The sequence below is a fragment of the Thermobifida alba genome (assembly GCF_023208015.1).
GTDB lineage: Bacteria > Actinomycetota > Actinomycetes > Streptosporangiales > Streptosporangiaceae > Thermobifida > Thermobifida alba.
Window position 1 is genome coordinate 476,603 of sequence record NZ_CP051627.1, and the last position, 17,740, is coordinate 494,342.

Below are 17,740 nucleotides of genomic sequence, written 5' to 3' on the forward strand. Positions count from 1 at the left end.
GACCGGTGCGGAGGGATACCCTCGTTGATGTGGGGCCCACCACAGTGAACAGTGCAGACACGACCAGGCGCGAGGCGGCTCAACCGTGACCGAGAGATCCCGATCCCCGTACCGCTCCACCCGACGCGGACGCGGCGGCCCCGTACCGCAGCCCCGCCGCCCCCGCGACCCGGCCCGCCGCGCCGCCTACGACGTGCTGAACGCGGTGCAGAGCCGCGACGCCTACGCCAACCTGCTGCTCCCGGTCCTCCTCCGGGAGCGCGGGATCACCGGGCGCGACGCCGCGCTGGCCACCGAACTGACCTACGGCACACTGCGCCGCCAGGGGTCCTACGACGCCGTCCTGGACGCCTGCGTGGACCGCTCGCTGCGCTCCGTGGACGCCGAGGTCCTGCCGCTGCTGCGGATGGGCGCGCACCAGCTGCTGTCCATGGACGTGCCCCAGCACGCCGCGGTCAGCACCACCGTCGACCTGGCGCGCCGGGTCGTCGGCCACCACCGCTCCCGGTTCGTCAACGCCGTGCTGCGCAAGGTCAGCGCCCGCGGCCTGGAGGAGTGGCTGTCCGCCCTGGCCCCCGACCGGCGGACCGACCCCGTGGGACACCTCGCGGTGACCCACAGCCACCCCCGCTGGGTGGTCCAGGCGCTCGCCGAGGCCCTGGGGGAGGAGCCCGCGGGCGGCCTGGCCGAGACCGAGCGGCTGCTCGCCGCGCACAACGAGCGCCCGCTGGTGACCCTGCTCGCCAAGCCCGGCCGTGCCACGGTCGCGGACCTGGCCGACGAGGGCGCCGCCCCCGCGCGCTACTCGCCGTACGCGGCGGTCCTGCCCGAGGGCGACCCGGGCGCGCTGCAGACGGTCCGGCAGGGGCGCGCGGCGGTGCAGGACGAGGCCAGCCAACTGGTCGCCCTGGCGTTGAGCCGCGTCCCCGTCGACGGGGCGGACGGGCGGTGGCTCGACATGTGCGCCGGCCCCGGAGGCAAGGCGGCCCTCCTGGCCGGGCTCGTCGGAGAACGCGGCGGACACCTGCTGGCCGCCGAGGTGCAGCCCGCACGCGCCGGACTGGTCGCCCGCGCGGTGCACCGCTCGGTCGGCGACTCCGCCCGCGTGGTCGTGGCCGACTCCACCCGGCCGCCGTGGCGCGACGGCGTCTTCGACCGGGTCCTGGTGGACGCCCCGTGCACCGGGCTGGGCGCACTGCGCCGCCGTCCCGAGGCGCGCTGGCGGCGCACCCCCGACGACCTCACCGAACTCGTCCCGCTGCAGCGCGCCCTGCTGGAACGGGCGCTGGACGCGGCGCGCCCCGGCGGAGTGGTCGGCTACGTCACCTGCTCACCCCACCTGGCCGAGACCCGCGGCGTGGTCACCGGGGTCCTGGCCGGGCGGGACGACGCCGAGCTCCTCGACGCCGCGCGCCACCTGCCCGAAGTGCCCGGCGTCGCGGTCGACCGCTTCGTGCAGTTCTGGCCGCACCGGAACGGGACCGACGCGATGTTCCTGGCCCTGATCCGCAAACGCTGAGCCGGTCCGACCCGCGCGGCCAGCCCCAATACACTCTTCTTCCGTGGCAATCCAGATCTCACCCAGCATCCTCTCCGCCGACTTCGCGCACCTGGCCGACGAGGCCGAAGCGGTCGCCGGTTCCGCCGACTGGCTGCACGTCGACGTCATGGACAACCATTTCGTGCCCAACCTCACCCTGGGCCTGCCGATCGTGGAGTCCCTGCTCAAGGCGGCGTCGCTGCCGCTGGACTGCCACCTGATGATCGAGGACCCGGACCGGTGGGCGCCGGCCTACGCCGAGGTGGGCGCGCAGAGCGTCACCATCCACGCCGAGGCGGCCAAGGCCCCGGTGCGCACGCTGCGTACGATCCGCGCGGCCGGGGCCCGGGCGGGGCTGGCCCTCAACCCCGCCACCCCGGTCGACGCGTACGCGGACCTGCTGGGCGAGATCGACATGCTGCTGGTGATGTCGGTCGAGCCGGGGTTCGGCGGCCAGAAGTTCCTCGACCTGGTGCTGCCCAAGATCCGCCGTGCCCGTGAGCTCATCCGCAACGCCGACGCCGCGGTGTGGCTCCAGGTGGACGGCGGGGTGAGCGCCGAGACGATCGAGCGGTGCGCCGAAGCCGGGGCCGACGTCTTCGTGGCGGGGTCCGCGGTCTACGGGGAGAAGGACCCGGCGGCGGCCGTGGACAAGCTGCGGGAGCTGGCGGAACGGGCCGCCCGGCACTAGCCGCCGCCCGCCGCGCGGCACCTCCCCGCCCTCCCCTCCGCCCAGCCGACCGGTCCGCGCCGGTCGGCTGCCGCCGCATGGCCCCGCCCCGGTGACCGGACCCCGGTCTGGTGGCGGAATACCCCCTCGTGGCACACTTGTTGGCGAAAGTACGAACGCGTGCTCCGGGGTCGGTGAAAGTCCGAACCGGCGGTGACAGTCCGCGACCCGGCCGAAGCCATCGGCTGGTTGAACCGGTGGAATTCCGGTACCGACGGTGAAAGTCCGGATGGGAGGTAGTACGTGTCGGATCAGTGCGGCGCCCGCTGCGGCGTCCCGCCGCGGTCCAGTGGTGACTGACGTCGCCTTACCCCGGAGCCTGACCAGGCTTGGGGGAAGGCTCTCGCATGTTCACCGGAATCGTCGAGGAACTCGGCACCATCGTCGACACCGTCCCGGTGGGCGGGGACGCGACCGACGCGGTCCGGCTCGTCGTCCACGGTCCCGAGGTCACCTCGGACGCCTCACCCGGCGACTCCATCGCGGTCAACGGGGTGTGCCTGACCGTCACCGAACTGGACGGCGGCCGGTTCGGCGCCGACGTCATGAAGGAGACCCTGGACCGCTCCAACCTGGGCGCCCTCACCGCCGGGTCCCCGGTGAACCTGGAGCGCGCGGCCAAGGTCTCGGCGCGGCTGGGCGGCCACATCGTGCAGGGCCACGTGGACGGCACCGGCGTCGTCACCGAACGGGTCCCCGGCACGGACTGGGAGACCGTCACCTTCTCGCTTCCGCCGCACCTGTCCCGCTACGTCGTGGAGAAGGGCTCCATCGCCGTGGACGGGGTCAGCCTCACCGTCGCGGCGCGCACCGACGACTCCTTCACCGTGAGCCTGATCCCCACCACCCTGCGGGAGACCACCCTCGGCTTCGCCGCGGCGGGCACACGGGTCAACCTTGAGGTCGACATCGTGGCCAAGTACGTCGAGAGCCTGCTGGGCGAGCGCGTGGGCGGTGCCCGGTGAACGGTTCGGGAGCGGCGTGGCTGGAGTGGGCCTACGCCGGGTTCACCCTGTTCGGCGAGCACGTGCGCTGGGCCGACCTGGTCGGCAACCTCGCCGCCCTGGCCACCGTGGCGCTGGCGATCCGCCGCACCATCTGGACCTGGCCGGTGCAGCTCACCGGGACCTTCCTGCTGTTCGCGGTCTCGGTCGACGCCCACCTCGTCGGCAACGCGCTCAAGCAGGTGATCATCGCGGCCCTGGCCGCCTACGGCTGGTACCGCTGGGCGAGCGGCATGCGCGGGGACGGCGACCTGCCGGTGCGCCCCGCCACCGGAGCCGAACGGCTCCGCCTGGTCGCCGCCCTGACCGCGGGGACCGTCGCGGTCGGCTGGTTCTTCACCGTCACCGGCTGGTCCTGGGCCCCGTGGCTGGACGCCTTCATCTTCGTCGGCAGCGCGGTCGCGATGTACGCCCAAAGCCGCGGCCTCGTCGACTTCTGGGTGGTGTGGATCGTCGTGGACATGGTGGGCATCCCCATCACCCTGATGTCCGGCCTGTGGGTCAGCGGCATCGTCTACGGAGTCTTCTTCGTGCTCGCCGTCACGGGGCTCCGCGACTGGACGCGCCACTACCGGCTCCGCCGGGACCGCGAGGCGGCCCTGCTGGAAGCACCCGCCTGAACCGCCGCGACCACCCCCAGCCCGCACCGCCGCACCTGAGGAGTCTTTCCGTGAACCGCACCACAGAGCCCGCCCCGGTCCCGTTGGACGACATCGAGGAGGCGATCAAGGACATCGCCGGGGGACGCCCCGTCGTCGTCGTGGACGACGCCGACCGGGAGAACGAGGGAGACCTCGTCTTCGCCGCCGACGCGGCCACCCCCGAACTCATGGCCTTCACGGTCCGCCACACCTCCGGGGTGGTGTGCGTCCCGATGCTCGGCGAGGACCTGGACCGGCTCAACCTGCCGCTGATGACGCCGCGCAACGAGGACAGCCTGCACACCGCCTACACCGTGACCGTGGACGCCCGCACCGGCGTGCACACCGGCATCTCCGCGGCCGATCGCTCCCGCACCGTCCGACTGCTCGCCGATGCCGCGAGCGTCCCGGGCGACTTCACCCGCCCGGGCCACGTCTTCCCGCTGCGCTACCGCCCCGGAGGCGTGCTGGTGCGGCGCGGGCACACCGAGGCCGCCGTGGACCTGGCCCGGCTGGCCGGGCGCCGCCCGGCGGGGGTGATCGCCGAGATCGTCAACGACGACGGCAGCATGGCCCGACTGCCCCGGCTGCGCGAGTTCGCCGACGAGCACGGGCTGCGCCTGGTCTCCGTGGAGCAGCTGGTGGAGTACCGCCGCCGCACCGAGACGCTCGTCGAACGCGTCGTGGAGACCCGCATCCCCAACCGCTACGGGGAGTGGCGTGCGGTCGGCTACCGCTCCACGGTGGACGACTCCGAGCACGTCGCCCTGGTCCACGGCGACCTCGGCGACGGACAGGAGGTGCTCGTCCGCCTGCACTCCGAGTGCCTCACCGGCGACGCCTTCGGCTCGCACCGCTGCGACTGCGGCGACCAGTTGGACGCGGCCATGGCGCGCATCGCCGAGGCGGGCAGCGGCGTCATCGTCTACCAGCGCGGCCACGAGGGGCGCGGCATCGGCCTGCTGCACAAGCTGCGCGCCTACCAGCTTCAGGACGAGGGCGCCGACACCGTGGACGCCAACCTGAGGCTGGGGCTGCCCGCCGACGCCCGCGAGTTCGGCACCGGCGCACAGGTCCTGGCCGACCTGGGGGTGCGGTCGGTGCGGCTGCTCAGCAACAACCCGCAGAAGGCCGGAGGACTGGCCGACCACGGGGTCGTGGTGGTCGAGCGGATTCCGATGCCCGCCAACATCACCCCCGACAACCTGCGCTACCTGCGCACCAAACGTGACCGCATGGGCCACGACCTGCCCGGTCTGGCCTCCTGAGCGTGGTGGTGAGGAGAAGATGAGCGGAGCCGGACGGCCCGAGTACACGGTGGACGCCCGGGGGCTGACCCTCGGGGTGGTCGCCACCCGGTGGAACGCCGAGGTGGTCGAGCCGATGCTGGAGCGGGCGCTGGCCGCGGCCGCGGAGTGCGGCGTGACCGGGCCCACGGTCGTGCGCGTGGCGGGGGCCGTGGAGATCCCCGTCGTCGCCCAGGAACTGGCCCGCGGCCACGACGCCGTCGTGGCGCTGGGGGCGGTCGTCCGCGGCGGCACCCCGCACTTCGACTACGTGTGCCAGTCCCTCACCCAGGGGCTGACCGAGACGGCGCTGCGTACGGCGGTCCCCGTGGGCAACGGCGTGCTGACCTGTGACACCCTGGAGCAGGCGCTCGACCGCGCGGGCCTGCCCGGCAGCAGCGAGGACAAGGGGTGGGAGGCCGTCGTCGCGGCCCTGGACACCGCCCTGGTGCTGCGCGGACTGCGCGCGCGGGGAGCACAGCCGGTCTGAGGCCACGGGAAGAGGGGAAACCAGGCGTGCCGACACGGGACGTGGGAGACGAGGACAGGGTGGACGGTTCGAGGCGGCGGGCCCCGCAGGCGTTGCCGGTGACCTTCCGGCCGCGCAACATCCGTTTCGTCGCCTACGGCCTCGCCGTGCTCATCATGGCCACCATGGCGGCTCTTGCGGTCATCATGCCCGAGGGCTGGGGCCTGCAGGACCGGGTCTTCCTCCTCCTGCTGGGCGTGGCGATCGGGGGCGGGCTGCGCTTCCTGGCCCGTCCCCGCCTGGAGCTGACCGAGGAGCGGGTGACGGTGGTCAACTCCATCCGCACCCACGTGCTGGTCTGGCCGGAGATCATCGACGCGCGCATGCCGGTGGGGGAGCCCTGGCCCAGCATCGACCTGGCCGACGGTTCCACGCTGGCGGTGATGGCCATCCAGAGCAGCGACGGGGACCTGGCCCGGGCCAACCTCGACGAGTTCCGGCGCCACCTGCGCGAGCGCGGCGAGGCGGTGGAACCGGGACGGGACTGAGGCCGACGCGGCGCCGGCCGTCCCCCCGCGAGGTAGGAATCCTTCAAACTTCAGCGCGAAAAGGTCAAAACACGGCTGGGCGGAGAACCTTCTCCGGTGCGTGAGCGTCCTAGGAGCATGGGCGTCAAGAACTGGGGAAGGAAATACCGCCACCAGGGCCGAATCGACCGGATCGTGATCACGCTGCTCTGGCTGACCGTCGTCGTCCTGGCGCTGGTCTCGATCCTCACCTGAGGCCTCACCCGAGGCCGGCCCCGGGACCGCGGGCGCGCCGCCGTGCCGCGGTCACTCCGGGGCGGAGGTGATGCCGAAGGACGACTCGACGCTCTGACCCGGCTCCAGCACGATCAGGTCGGTTCCGGTGGCGAACGCGTTGGGCGGGCAGGTCATCGGCTCCACCGCCAGGTGGCGGCGGCGCTCCGGACCGGGGTAGTCGGCGGAGAACACCTGCAGCCACCGGTAGCTGTCGTCGGCCCACAGGCCCACCGCGGCCTCCCCCGCGCTCAGCACCGTCCAGGAGCGGCCGGTCCCGTCGCCGCTCAGACCGGTGAAGGCGGTGTCCAGGACGGTCGGGCCCACCCGCCGCGGCGTGCGGAAGTCGTAGTCGGTGCCGGCCACGGAGCGGACCGGGCCGACGGGGATCATCCGCTCGTCGGCGGGCAGCCACTCGGAGGCCGGAAGCTGCAGCGTGACCTCGTCCACCGGCAGTCCCAGGGTGAGGTAGTTGTGACTGCCGTGGCCGTAGGGCGCAGGCCGGTCGCCCGTGTTGCGCGCCCCGATCCGCACGCTCAGCCCCAGTTCGGGGTCGAGCGCGTAGTCCACCCAGAACTCCATCCGGAACGGGTAGCCGGGGGCGCCCTCGAAGGCGAGGCCGAAGCGGACCGAGTCGGCCGTGGTCCGGCTCGGCTGCCACGGCAGGGCGCTGGTCAGCCCGTGGATCGCGTTGTCCAGTGCGGGCTCGGTGATCTCCAGTTGGTACTCGACCCCGTCGAAGGAGTACCGGCCGTGGTCGATCCGGTTCGGCCACGGGATGAGGACCTGTCCCTGCGCCAACTGCGGAGGACCCTCGGGGTACCCCCACACGAGGTCCCGTTCGCCCCAGTGCAGCGTGCGCAGCGCCGCGCCGAGCGAGTCGACTGTGGCCCGGTACTTTCCCGCCTCCAACGTCATGGTGGAATGGGAACCCTCGGTCATTTTCTGCCGCCGTTCTCCGTTTGTGGGGTTGGCAAACCGTTTGCGAATATAACCCTTTTCCGCTTCCCGGAAACCGCCGCGGCAGAGGGAGGTTGGTCACGCTGCGCTTCTGGCCTGGTGCATCGCGTTTCTAAGAGTTTGGTTAATTCTTCTTCGGCGTACCGGGCCGAGGAACGGGTGCCGGAATCAGCCGACCAGCATCGCGGAGGGCATCAGAACCCCCATGAACAGGAAGAACAGTCCGTGGGCGAGGACGCGGACCACCACCAGCGCGCTGGCGGCCACCGCCAGGCGGTAGGCGACCAGCCGGGTGCGGGCCCTGCGGTGCGTGTTGGCCGCCGTCCGGCCCAGGGCGAGCAGCAGCACCCCCAGCAGCACCGGGAACCACCACACCAGGCCGATCCCGGCGGGCAGCAGCCCCAGCAGCGCGGAGCAGGCCTGGGCCACCAGGCCGACCAGCCCGTTGTCCCGGACCGCCTCCGCCCAGCCGAACGCGGTCACCACCCACTCCTGCGTGCTGAACAGCCCGCCCTGGGACTCCCACAGCCACAGCCCGGCGCCGTCCAGGAAGCCCGCGAGTGCGGCGGGGCGGGCGAACCGGCGGCAGCGGCCCGCCGTCATGGCCCGCTGCACCTGCTCCATGCCGCGCTGCACCCGGCGCGCCTCGCGGCGGCGGCGCCGCTCCTCCCGGGCCTCCGGGGAGGCCCAGGCCCGCGGGTCCGCGGTGGCGCGGCGCTTCTCCCACTGCTGCGCCACCCGGCTCCGGGCGGCCGACCACCTGGTCTCGGCCGAGGCCGTGAAGCGGTCCCAGCGCTGCCGCCGCCGCTCGCGTGCCGCAGCCCGCGCGCGGGCGCGCTGCGCGGCCCCCGCCTGGACCGCCCCGGGCAGCAGGAGCACCGCCGCGACCAGGGCCGCCCGGGTGCCGCGCGCGGTGCGGTCGCCGCGCAGCGCCGTGGTGCGCTGCTCGGCCCACCACCGGGCGCGGGCGGCGTCGCTGCGCCGGCCGGGCAGCCACGACTGCGCCAGCAGCAGCCGCCGGTAGCGTCCCGTCGCCTCGGGGTCCAGGACGAGCTCGGTGGCGCGCGCCCAGGCCGCGTCCCAGTCGTGCTCCTCGGGCTCGGTGAAACCGGGAGTCCGGGCCAGGCCCGCCACGGTGGTCCGCACCTGGCGCATGATGAGCGGCACCTCGTGGTGGACCAGTTCCAGCAGCTGGCAGCGCCGGGTCTCCTGGCTGCGGCACCGGGGGTGCTCGCACCAGTGCCGGGCCGCCGACTCCAGGGCGCCGAACTCGATCGCCTCGCGCAGCACGGCCTGCCGGGTGCTCTCGCCCCGGGCCAGTTCCAGCACCCCCTCGGCGCTGACCTGGTGGCCGCGGTAGCGCGGCGGCAGCCCGGGCACGTACTGGGCGGCCAGTGCGCTGATCGCGGCGTGCGCCCGCTCGGGGTGGTCGCGGACCCGCTCCAGGGGAGCGTGGTCGAAGGTGAGGTCGTGGACCTCGCGGGCCAGCCAGGTCCGCAGTTCCTGGTGGCGGCGCTGCAACCAGACCGCCCCCTTGTCGAAGCGGTCCATCAGGTCGAAGGCGAGGCTGGGCGGGTCCTCGTGGGACATGCCCTCGAAGGTGATCGGCCGGTGCCGGCGCGGCCGGGTCACGGTGGGGCGTTCGCCGCGCAGCCACCGGCGCACCTGGGCGTCGCCCCAGCGGGCCTTGGGGTCGGGGGTGAGCAGGCCGCGGACCAGCAGCCGCCAGTGCCCGTCGGCGACGGCGGAGACGTCCACCTCGGTGTTGCGGGCGGTCAGCCAGTTGCCGCTGCGCGGGGGGCGCCGCCCGGTGACGAGCTCGTGGGCGATGACGCCCAGCGACCACCACGCCGCCGGCGCCTCGCGGCGGCCCTCGACGACCTCGGGGGCGGCGTAGGCCTCGGTGACGGCCTGGCCGCCGTAGACCTGGCTCATGGTGGCGCGGACCGCCCCGCCGAAGTCGGTCAGCGCGAACACCGGCGGATCCAGGGAGCGGATCAGCAGGTTCTCCGGTTTGACGTCGGTGTGGTTGTAGTTCAGCGACTCCTGCCAGTGCCGCAGGCAGTCGGCGACGGCCTCGACGACCGCGCGGGCGCGCTCCTCGGGGAGCGGGGCCTGGTCGATGAGCGTGCGCAGGGAGCCCAGCGCGAAGTACTCCTGGGCCTCCCAGGCGATCTCCTCGCCCCAGGGGGTGCGCGCGTACCCGTAGCCGTGGATGGCGGGCACGTGCGGGCCGGCCGTGCCCAGGGCGCGCAGCCGGTCCAGGAGGTCCCGGTTGAGGTCGTGGCCCGCCCGGTACAGCTTGAGCGCGAGCTGGTGGCCCCGCCCCTCCTCGCCCGCGGGCACGGCCCGGTAGACCACGGCCTCGCCGCCCGCGCCGACGTACTCCTGGACCGTGTAGCGTTCGCGCAGCTCGGCGGGGATGCGGTACTCGACCTCGCTGGCCGGGCCCTCCAGGACCCGCCAGGCGAGGCGGCCCAGCGCTCCCCGGCGGCGCGCGGGCGCGCCCAGCACCGCGGTGCGCCCGGGGGCGGTGTCGAGCCGCCGGGTCGCGCCGGGGCGCAGCAGCGCGGTGAGCCTGCGGGTCGCCCCGGGGTCGGGGGCGCTGATCCGGGCGGTCGGCTCGACCGCGTCGATCCTGCGGGTGGGCGAGTCGGGGTCGGAGGGTTCGGGAACTGCCATCGGGAAGCGACGCTCCAGGGACGGTCGGGCCGGTGGTCGGCCTCTTGCACCAGGGTAGGGGACCCGCGGGGGCGGTGCCGGTGGCCGCGGGCCCGGGTCACTCTGTTGGACGCGGTGGAGCGCGCCGCGGATGCGTCCGGAGCGGATTTCGTGCCGCCGGGCGGCGGGGCCTAGGGCTGCGCGCCCTCCTCCCCGCGCGGGGGCACGCCCAGGCGCTCGCAGGCCTGCCGGTACAGCCGCACCACCTCGGCGCGGATCTGCGCGCGCTCGGTGATCGGCTGCGACCACGGGATGCGCACGACGACCTCGCGGCCGGCGACGGTGGCGGAGTACTCGCCCGCCGTGCCGTCCAGGCCGGTCATCCGTGCCGCGGTCGCCTCGGGCCGGCCGCCGAGGGCCCGGACGATGAGCAGGGTGTCCTCGGGGTGGTCGGCGTTCATGTGCCCGGTGACGGCGGCGACGACCTCGGGGGAGAACGGGTTGGCGGACACGCTGGAACCCTTTCGTGCGCGGACGGACGGGGCCGCCGACGCTGCTGGTCGGCGGCCCCATCACGATAGCGGCAGCCCCGCGGGGCGGCGGTGTCCCGAGGGGGATCAGTCCTGCTGGAGGGTGAACTCGGCGTCGATCTCGATCTTGATCTTGTCGCCGACGACCACGCCGCCGCTCTCCATCGGCATGTGGATGTCCACGCCGAACTCCTTGCGGCTGATCTCGGTCTCGGCGTGGAAGCCCGCGCGCCTGAGGCCGTAGGGGTCGATCGTGGAGCCGTTGAACTCCAGGGCCAGCTCCACCGGCCGGGTGTTGCCCTTGATGGTCAGGTCGCCGGTCAGGACGAAGTCCTCGCCCTTCTGGCTCAGCCCGGTGGAGACGAAGGTGAACTCCGGGTGGTTGGCGACGTCGAAGAAGTCGGCGGAGCGGACGTGCTCGTCGCGCTGCGCGTTGTTGGTGTCGATGGAGCTGGCGTCGATGGTGGCGGTCACCGAGGACTGGAACGGGTCCTCCGGCACGGTCAGCGTGGCGTCGAACTTCTCGAAACGCCCCCGCACCCTGCTGACCATCATGTGGCGCACGCTGAAGCCGACCTCGGAGTGGGCGGCGTCGATGGTCCAGGTGCCCGCGGGGAGCTGCTGTTCGGTCATGGGTGTCCTCCTGGGAGTCGGGTGTGGTGGACGGCGTCCGTTGTCGTTTAACATACAACAACATCGCCAGAATAATCTTCCCAGGAAAGAATTTAGTGCCCGAGGCGAGAGGACGCAAGTACGATGGCCGCCATGAACGCGGTCAACTGGCTGAGCGAGGAGGAACAGCGCATCTGGCGAAGCTTCCTCGCGGTCAACTCCCTGCTCCAGGAGCGCCTCGACCGGGACCTGCAACGCAGGGACGGCCTCACCCTCGTGGAGTACGCGATCCTGGTGCACCTGTCCGAGGCGGAGGGGCAGCGGATGCGCATGCGTTCCCTCGCCGACACGGTGATCGTCTCCAAGAGCCGCCTGTCCCACCAGGTGGCCCGCCTGGAACGGGACGGGTACGTGCGCCGGGAGGACTGCGTGGAGGACCGGCGCGGCTTCTGGGCGGTGCTCACCGACAAGGGGGCCGAGGTGCTGCGCGCCGCCGCGCCCGGGCACGTCGCCCAGGTTCGCGAGTACGTGTTCGACCGGCTCACCGACACCCAGGTCGCCGAGTTCGGCGCCATCATGGCGGTTCTGGAGCGCGGACTGCGCGAATCCTCCGCGAAGTGACCCCGAAGACACGGGGGTCCCGACCGGGGAGTGCGGTGGGCCGCCCCCCGTTCACGCAGTAGAGTCACGCATGTGGCTGGACCTACCATCATCGGCGCGCAGCAGTTCCAGAACGACGACGGCAGCGCTGACCCCAGGGTGCGCGAAAAACTCGACGCCTACGCCAGAGGCAGGGTCGGGGACCGCCAGGTCCTGGAGACGCTGCGCAGGGCGCGACTGCTGGTCCCGGTCGTGGCCCGGCCGGTCAAGACCGCCAGGGACCCCGACGGGCTCGTCCGCGAGAAGCGCAGCGAGGTCGCGATGCCCGTACTGATCGGCAAGGACGGACGGCGCGGAGTCCTCGCCTTCACCTCGGTGGACACCGTCAAACGCTGGCGGGAGGACGCCCGGCCGATCCCGGTCACCACCCAGGACGCCTGCCGCGCCGCCTTCGAGGACAACGCCGACGCCGTCGTCGTGGACGTGGCCGGGCCCGTGACCTACGCGATCCAGGGCCGCTTCCTGAGCGCCATCGCGGAGCACGGCATGGTCCCCGCCCCCAAGGACGACCCGCAGGTCCTCGCGCTGATCTACCGCATCACCCACACCGAGTTCGGCATCGAACGGGTCCGCATCCACGACTCCGAGCGCGCCGACATCGGCATCCGGCTGGAACTGGAGCGGCGCGACGACGAGGCCATCCGCAACGTGGCCGAGCGGCTGGCCACCGAACTGGCCGTCATCCTGCCCGGCGGGGTGGAACTGAGCGCCGTGGTCCGCGCCCGCCGCGACAGGTGAGGCGGGCCCCGGCCCCGTGACCGGCCCCGCGCCGGGGCGGAGGCCGTCCACAGCCGACCGGTCCCACCACCGCGGCGGACGCGGCCGACGGCAGAATGCCGGACATGCCCTCCGCTCCGCTGCTCGCCCTGGCACTGGCCCCCCTCGGCGCTCTCCTGGCCCACCACGCCGGCCGTGTCGTCGTGCTGTTCGCCGCCCACGACCCCGGCGACGACCCCGACGACCCCGGTCCGCCCCCGCCCACCCTGCCCCGCTCGGGCCGGGTCGTGCCGTGGGCGCGCTGGTCGCCGCTGCCGTGGCGGCTCGTACTCACCGGCCGCGGCCCCGGCGGCGAACCGGTGCGGGCCCCGGGGCCCGTCGTGCTCGCCGCCGCGGCGGCGTTCGCGGCGGTCGGACTCGGCGCGGCCCAGCGCCCCGCCGCCGAGATCGCGGCCCTGGCCTTCCTCGCCCTGTGGGGGACCCTGCTCTCCGCCGTCGACCTGCGCGTCAAACGCCTGCCCGACGCGCTGGTCCGGCCCGCCTACCCGGTGGCGCTGGCGCTGCTGGGCGCCGCCGCCCTCACCGTCCCCCACGGCCGGTCCGCGTTCCTCGGCGCGCTCGCCGGCATGGCCGCCCTGTGGGCCTTCTACTGGCTGTTGTGGTTCGTCTACCCGGCCGGCATGGGCTGGGGCGACGTCAAACTCTCCGGCCTGGTCGGCCTCTACCTGGGCTGGGCCGGCCCGGGGCCCGCGGTCAGCGGGGCCTTCGCCGCCTTCCTGCTCTCCGCGTGCGTGGGCCTGGTCCTCGTCCTGCTGGGACGCGCCGGACGCAAGACCCAGCTCCCCTTCGGACCGTTCATGGTCGGCGGCGCGCTGGCCGTGCTCCTCCTGGGCGACCCGCTCCCGCTCCTCCTCGGCTAGGGCCGGCCCCTCCCGGCCTGGTCGCGGAGGGGAGCGGCCAAGGAGTGAGACCGATGTCGCCGTTGGGTGCGGGACGTGAAAAGATCGGAACCATGTTGCGCTGGCTGACCGCTGGGGAGTCCCACGGACCGGCACTCGTCGCGATCGTGGAGGGCCTACCGGCCGGCGTGTCCGTCACCTCAGACGACATCGCCGCCGCGTTGCTCCGTCGTCGCGCCGGGTACGGCCGGGGCGCCCGCATGAAATTCGAGAAGGACGAGGTCTCCATCGTCGGAGGCATCCGGCACGGCCGCACCCTGGGCGGCCCGGTGGCCATCGAGGTGGGCAACACCGAGTGGCCCAAGTGGGAGAAGGTCATGGCTCCCGACCCGGTGCCCGCCGAAGAACTGGAGGGCGTGGCGCGCAACGCCCCCCTGACCCGTCCCCGTCCCGGCCACGCCGACCTCGTCGGCATGCAGAAGTACGGCTACGACGAGGCCCGCCCCGTCCTGGAGCGCGCCAGCGCCCGGGAGACCGCCGCCCGCGTCGCCCTCGGCGAGGTCGCCCGCCAGTTCCTCCGCCAGGCGCTGGGCGTCGAGATCGTCAGCCACGTCGTGGCGATGGGCAGCGTCTCGGTGCCCGACGACGCGCCCGCCCCGGGACCGGACGACCTGGCCCGCGTGGACGCCGACCCGGTCCGCTGCTTCGACCCCGAGACCAGCGCCCGCATGGTCGCCGAGGTCGACGACACCCGCAAGACCGGCGACACCCTCGGCGGAGTGGTCGAGGTCCTCGCCTACGGGCTGCCGCCCGGCCTGGGCAGCCACGTCCACTGGGACCGCCGCCTCGACGCGCGGGTGGCCGGGGCCCTCATGGGCATCCAGGCGATCAAGGGCGTGGAGTTCGGCGACGGCTTCCGCACCGCGGCACGGCGCGGCTCGGCCGCCCACGACGAGATCGAGCCCGGCGCCGACGGGGTGCGCCGCCGCAGCAACCGCGCGGGCGGCGTCGAAGGCGGCATGAGCACCGGCGACCCGCTGCGCGTGCGCGCGGCGATGAAACCCATCGCCACCGTGCCCCGCGCCCTGGACACCATCGACGTGACCACCGGCGAACCCGCCCAGGCCCACCACCAGCGCAGCGACGTCACCGCGGTGCCGGCCGCGGGCGTGGTCGCCGAGTCCATGCTCGCCCTGGTCCTGGCCGAGGCGGCCCTGGAGAAGTTCGGCGGGGACTCGGTCGCCGAGACCGCCCGGAACCTGCGCGGCTACCTGGACTCGCTGACCGTCCGGTGACCGCACCCGCCCCTGGGAGGCAGAGGAGTACCCCGATGAGCAGACCCGTCGCGGTGCTGATCGGCTCGCCCGGATCGGGCAAGTCGACCGTGGGCCGCATACTCGCCGAACGGCTCGGCGTCGACCTGGTCGACACCGACGCCGAGGTCGAACGGCGCGCGGGCAAACCCATCGGCGACATCTTCGTCGAGGACGGCGAGGAGACGTTCCGGGCGATGGAACGCCAGGCCGTGGCCGAGGCCCTGGCCGGGGCCACCGGAGTGGTGGCCCTGGGCGGCGGGGCGATCCTGGACGAGCGCACCCGCGCCGACCTCGCCGGGCACCGCGTCGTCTACCTGGAGGTGGAGTTCGCCGACGCGGCCCGCCGGGTGGGCCTGGACACCGCCCGGCCCCTGCTGCTCGGCAACCCGCGCGCCCGCCTGAAGGCGCTGCTCAAGGAGCGCCTGCCCATCTACGAGAGCCTGGCCACGGTCACCGTGTCCACCAGCGAGTACTCCCCCGAGGAGGCCGCCGAGCGGATCGCGCGGGAGCTGCGGGACAGCGGTGACTGACCCCGGGGCGCCCCGGGGCACCGCGGCCGTCCGCCACGGGAGGCGGCCCGGCCCCGCCGGTTCCCGGGGACCCGGTGAAGGCGTACGTCAACGACTGGAGCAGACATGACGGTCACCCGCATCGGAGTCGGAGGCACCTCCGCGCCCTACGACGTGGTCGTGGGCACCGGCGTCCTGACGGAGCTGCCCGCCCTGGTGGGGGAGGGGGCCCAGAGGGTCGCGGTCGTCCACCCCCGCGGCCTTGAGGAGCTCGCCCGGCCGGTGTGCGAGACGCTGCGCGCGGCCGGCTACGAGGTCCACCCGCTGCCCGTCCCCGACGGGGAGGCCGTCAAGGACGTGTCGGTGGCCGCGCAGCTGTGGGCGCGGCTGGGCCAGGCCGCCTTCACCCGCACCGACGTGGTCGTGGGCGTCGGCGGCGGCGCCACCACCGACCTGGCCGGGTTCGTCGCGGCGACCTGGCTGCGCGGGGTGCGCGCGGTCCTGGTGCCCACCACCCTGCTCGGCATGGTCGACGCCGCGGTCGGCGGCAAGACCGGCATCAACACCGCCGAGGGCAAGAACCTCGTCGGCGCGTTCCACCCGCCCGCCGGGGTGCTGTGCGACCTCGACACGCTGCCCTCCCTGCCGCGCGCGGACTACATCGGAGGCCTCGCCGAGATCATCAAGGCCGGGTTCATCGCGGACCCGGTCATCCTGGACCTGGTGGAGGCCGACCCCGAGGCCGCCGCCCGGCCCGACGGCAAGCACACCCGCGAGCTCGTCGAGCGCGCCGTCGCGGTCAAGGCCGACGTGGTCTCCTCCGACCTGCGGGAGAGCGGCCGCCGCGAGATCCTCAACTACGGCCACACCCTCGGCCACGCCATCGAGCGCGCCGAGAACTACACCTTCCGGCACGGCTACGCGATCTCCGTCGGCATGGTCTTCGCCGCCGAACTGGCCCGCCTGGACGGCCGCGTCGACGAGGCCGCCGTGCTGCGGCACCGCCGTATCCTGGAGTCGGTGGGGCTTCCGGTGCGCTACCGCGCCGACGCCTGGCCCGTCCTGCGCGACACGATGCGGGTGGACAAGAAGACCCGCGGCGCGACCCTGCGCTTCGTCGTCCTGGACGACGTGGCCGAACCCGCGATCCTGGCGGGTCCCTCCGACGCCCTGCTGGCCGAGGCGTACCGGGCGGTGAGTGGCGCCGCGCCGGATGTGCCCGACACCCACTAGACTCACACGCAGGAGCGGTTCCGGCAGCTCATCACGATCGCCCGGATTCGACCGGGCGCAGCGGGCCGGACAGCAAACCCCCGCCCAGGCGGCCGCGCACCATCGGGGCAACGCGGCCGCGGACCATCGGACTGTGCCCTACTGGCTGAGAGAGACGACCGAAGTGGCGACGACGAACGACCTCAAGAACGGCATGACCCTCAGGCTCGACGGTGGTGAGCTGTGGAACGTCGTTGAATTCCAGCACGTCAAGCCGGGTAAGGGCGGTGCTTTCGTCCGCACCAAGCTGAAGAACGTCACCTCCGGCAAGGTCGTGGACAAGACCTTCAACGCCGGCGTCAAGGTGGAGGTCGCCAACGTCGACCGGCGCGAGATGCAGTACCTCTACGCCGACGGCGACTCCTACATCTTCATGGACACCGAGACCTACGACCAGGTCTACGTCCCCCGCGAGGTCGTCGGGGACAACGCCAACTTCCTGCTGGAGAGCGCCATCGTGACGGTCGCCGTCAACGAGGGCACCCCGCTCTACATCGAGCTGCCCGCCGCGGTCGAGATGGCCATCGCCCAGACCGACCCCGGCCTGCAGGGCGACCGCTCCACCGGCGGAACCAAGCCCGCGACGCTGGAGACCGGGGCCGTCATCCAGGTGCCGCTGTTCGTCGCCACCGGCGACAGGGTCAAGGTCGACACCCGGACTGGCGAATACCTGGGCCGCGTCAACTGATGCGCGGGTCACGGCACAAGGCCCGGCTGCGTGCGGTCGAAGTACTCTACGAGGCCGAGGTCCGCGGTGTCCCCGTCGCCGAGGTGGTCGAGCGCCGCCGGGCGCAGGCCGAGCCGCCGATCAACGAGTTCACCGAGCGGCTCGCCACCGGGGTGGAGGAGCACCGCGAACGGATCGACGAACTGCTGGAGACCTACTCCATCGGCTGGACGCTGGAGCGCATGCCGGTGGTGGACCGCAACATCCTGCGGATCGGCGCCTACGAGCTGCTGTGGGCCGAGGACATCCCCGACGGGGTGGCGATCGCGGAGGCGGTGGCGATGGCCAAGGAACTGTCCACCGACGAGTCGCCCGTCTTCGTCAACGGCCTGCTCTCCCGCCTGATGGAGAACAAGGCATCGCTGTCGCTGTAGCGTCGCCCCGGGCACGCGGGGCGGGGAAAGGAC

20 protein-coding genes and 1 riboswitch are annotated in these 17,740 nt (G+C 73.4%); of the genes, 16 read left to right on the forward strand and 4 right to left on the reverse strand.

The genetic code is table 11. The annotated features are described in order from the left end of the window. Positions 1 to 85 precede the first annotated feature (85 nt). The 8 genes from FOF52_RS02165 to FOF52_RS02200 all read left to right on the forward strand — a co-directional run bounded on the left by FOF52_RS02165 (position 86) and on the right by FOF52_RS02200 (position 6,452). Complete coding sequence (locus tag FOF52_RS02165) at positions 86 to 1,519, forward strand: RsmB/NOP family class I SAM-dependent RNA methyltransferase (RefSeq protein WP_248592151.1); 1,434 nt, start codon at positions 86 to 88, stop codon at positions 1,517 to 1,519. A gap of 43 nt (positions 1,520 to 1,562) precedes the next feature. Further along, positions 1,563 to 2,231, forward strand: a complete 669-nt coding sequence (gene rpe, locus FOF52_RS02170; protein WP_248592152.1) for a ribulose-phosphate 3-epimerase — start codon at positions 1,563 to 1,565, stop codon at positions 2,229 to 2,231. Between the two features lie 155 nt (positions 2,232 to 2,386). Further along, positions 2,387 to 2,517, forward strand: a riboswitch (FMN riboswitch). A 100-nt stretch (positions 2,518 to 2,617) separates the two neighbouring features. Continuing rightward, complete coding sequence (locus FOF52_RS02175) at positions 2,618 to 3,235, forward strand: riboflavin synthase (RefSeq protein ID WP_248592153.1); 618 nt, start codon at positions 2,618 to 2,620, stop codon at positions 3,233 to 3,235. Then, the gene (gene pnuC, locus FOF52_RS02180; RefSeq protein ID WP_248592154.1) at positions 3,232 to 3,894 is read left to right on the forward strand and encodes a nicotinamide riboside transporter PnuC; all 663 of its coding nucleotides are present in this window, start codon (positions 3,232 to 3,234) and stop codon (positions 3,892 to 3,894) included. Before FOF52_RS02175 ends, pnuC begins: the two co-directional genes overlap by 4 nt. A 50-nt stretch (positions 3,895 to 3,944) precedes the next feature. Then, the gene (locus FOF52_RS02185) at positions 3,945 to 5,183 is read left to right on the forward strand and encodes a bifunctional 3,4-dihydroxy-2-butanone-4-phosphate synthase/GTP cyclohydrolase II (RefSeq protein ID WP_248592155.1); all 1,239 of its coding nucleotides are present in this window, start codon (positions 3,945 to 3,947) and stop codon (positions 5,181 to 5,183) included. 19 nt (positions 5,184 to 5,202) lie between these two features. Next, complete coding sequence (ribH, locus tag FOF52_RS02190) at positions 5,203 to 5,691, forward strand: 6,7-dimethyl-8-ribityllumazine synthase (protein WP_248592156.1); 489 nt, start codon at positions 5,203 to 5,205, stop codon at positions 5,689 to 5,691. A 26-nt stretch (positions 5,692 to 5,717) separates the two neighbouring features. After that, on the forward strand, positions 5,718 to 6,218 hold the full coding sequence (locus tag FOF52_RS02195) for a PH domain-containing protein (protein WP_248592157.1): 501 nt from the start codon (positions 5,718 to 5,720) through the stop codon (positions 6,216 to 6,218). Positions 6,219 to 6,314: 96 nt separating this feature from the next. Continuing rightward, positions 6,315 to 6,452: a hypothetical protein gene (locus FOF52_RS02200; protein ID WP_248592158.1), complete on the forward strand. Its 138-nt coding sequence runs from the start codon at positions 6,315 to 6,317 to the stop codon at positions 6,450 to 6,452. 51 nt (positions 6,453 to 6,503) lie between these two features. Here FOF52_RS02200 and FOF52_RS02205 read toward each other — a convergent pair whose 3' ends face one another. The 4 genes from FOF52_RS02205 to FOF52_RS02220 form a co-directional block, all read right to left on the reverse strand. Further along, the gene (locus tag FOF52_RS02205) at positions 6,504 to 7,388 is read right to left on the reverse strand and encodes an aldose 1-epimerase family protein (RefSeq protein WP_248592159.1); all 885 of its coding nucleotides are present in this window, start codon (positions 7,386 to 7,388) and stop codon (positions 6,504 to 6,506) included. Between the two features lie 210 nt (positions 7,389 to 7,598). Next, a complete protein-coding gene (locus FOF52_RS02210; RefSeq protein ID WP_248592160.1) occupies positions 7,599 to 10,112 on the reverse strand; it encodes a protein kinase domain-containing protein in 2,514 nt (837 codons plus the stop codon). 170 nt (positions 10,113 to 10,282) lie between these two features. Further along, entirely contained in the window at positions 10,283 to 10,603 is a 321-nt protein-coding gene (locus tag FOF52_RS02215; protein WP_248592161.1) for a DUF2470 domain-containing protein, read from the reverse strand. A 105-nt stretch (positions 10,604 to 10,708) separates the two neighbouring features. Continuing rightward, a complete protein-coding gene (locus FOF52_RS02220) occupies positions 10,709 to 11,254 on the reverse strand; it encodes a YceI family protein (RefSeq protein WP_248592162.1) in 546 nt (181 codons plus the stop codon). Between the two features lie 123 nt (positions 11,255 to 11,377). On the opposite strand from FOF52_RS02220, the gene FOF52_RS02225 reads away from it, so the two are divergent. The 8 genes from FOF52_RS02225 (at position 11,378) to nusB (ending at position 17,707) form a co-directional block, all read left to right on the forward strand. Continuing rightward, positions 11,378 to 11,854: a MarR family winged helix-turn-helix transcriptional regulator gene (locus FOF52_RS02225; RefSeq protein ID WP_248592163.1), complete on the forward strand. Its 477-nt coding sequence runs from the start codon at positions 11,378 to 11,380 to the stop codon at positions 11,852 to 11,854. Positions 11,855 to 11,926: 72 nt separating this feature from the next. Further along, positions 11,927 to 12,631 carry an SseB family protein gene (locus tag FOF52_RS02230; protein ID WP_248592164.1) on the forward strand — a complete coding sequence of 235 codons (705 nt, stop codon included), beginning with the start codon at positions 11,927 to 11,929 and terminating at the stop codon, positions 12,629 to 12,631. A 104-nt stretch (positions 12,632 to 12,735) separates the two neighbouring features. Beyond that, a complete protein-coding gene (locus FOF52_RS02235) occupies positions 12,736 to 13,530 on the forward strand; it encodes a prepilin peptidase (RefSeq protein WP_248592165.1) in 795 nt (264 codons plus the stop codon). Positions 13,531 to 13,622: 92 nt separating this feature from the next. Further along, the gene (gene aroC, locus FOF52_RS02240; RefSeq protein WP_248592166.1) at positions 13,623 to 14,804 is read left to right on the forward strand and encodes a chorismate synthase; all 1,182 of its coding nucleotides are present in this window, start codon (positions 13,623 to 13,625) and stop codon (positions 14,802 to 14,804) included. A 35-nt stretch (positions 14,805 to 14,839) separates the two neighbouring features. Then, positions 14,840 to 15,355 (forward strand): shikimate kinase, encoded by a 516-nt coding sequence (locus tag FOF52_RS02245; protein ID WP_248592167.1) that lies wholly within the window; start codon positions 14,840 to 14,842, stop codon positions 15,353 to 15,355. Positions 15,356 to 15,460: 105 nt separating this feature from the next. Then, entirely contained in the window at positions 15,461 to 16,567 is a 1,107-nt protein-coding gene (gene aroB, locus FOF52_RS02250) for a 3-dehydroquinate synthase (protein WP_248592168.1), read from the forward strand. A gap of 163 nt (positions 16,568 to 16,730) precedes the next feature. Further along, complete coding sequence (gene efp / locus FOF52_RS02255) at positions 16,731 to 17,294, forward strand: elongation factor P (protein ID WP_248592169.1); 564 nt, start codon at positions 16,731 to 16,733, stop codon at positions 17,292 to 17,294. Then, positions 17,294 to 17,707, forward strand: a complete 414-nt coding sequence (nusB, locus tag FOF52_RS02260) for a transcription antitermination factor NusB (protein WP_248592170.1) — start codon at positions 17,294 to 17,296, stop codon at positions 17,705 to 17,707. The genes efp and nusB overlap by 1 nt, the downstream gene beginning before the upstream one ends. Positions 17,708 to 17,740 lie beyond the last annotated feature (33 nt).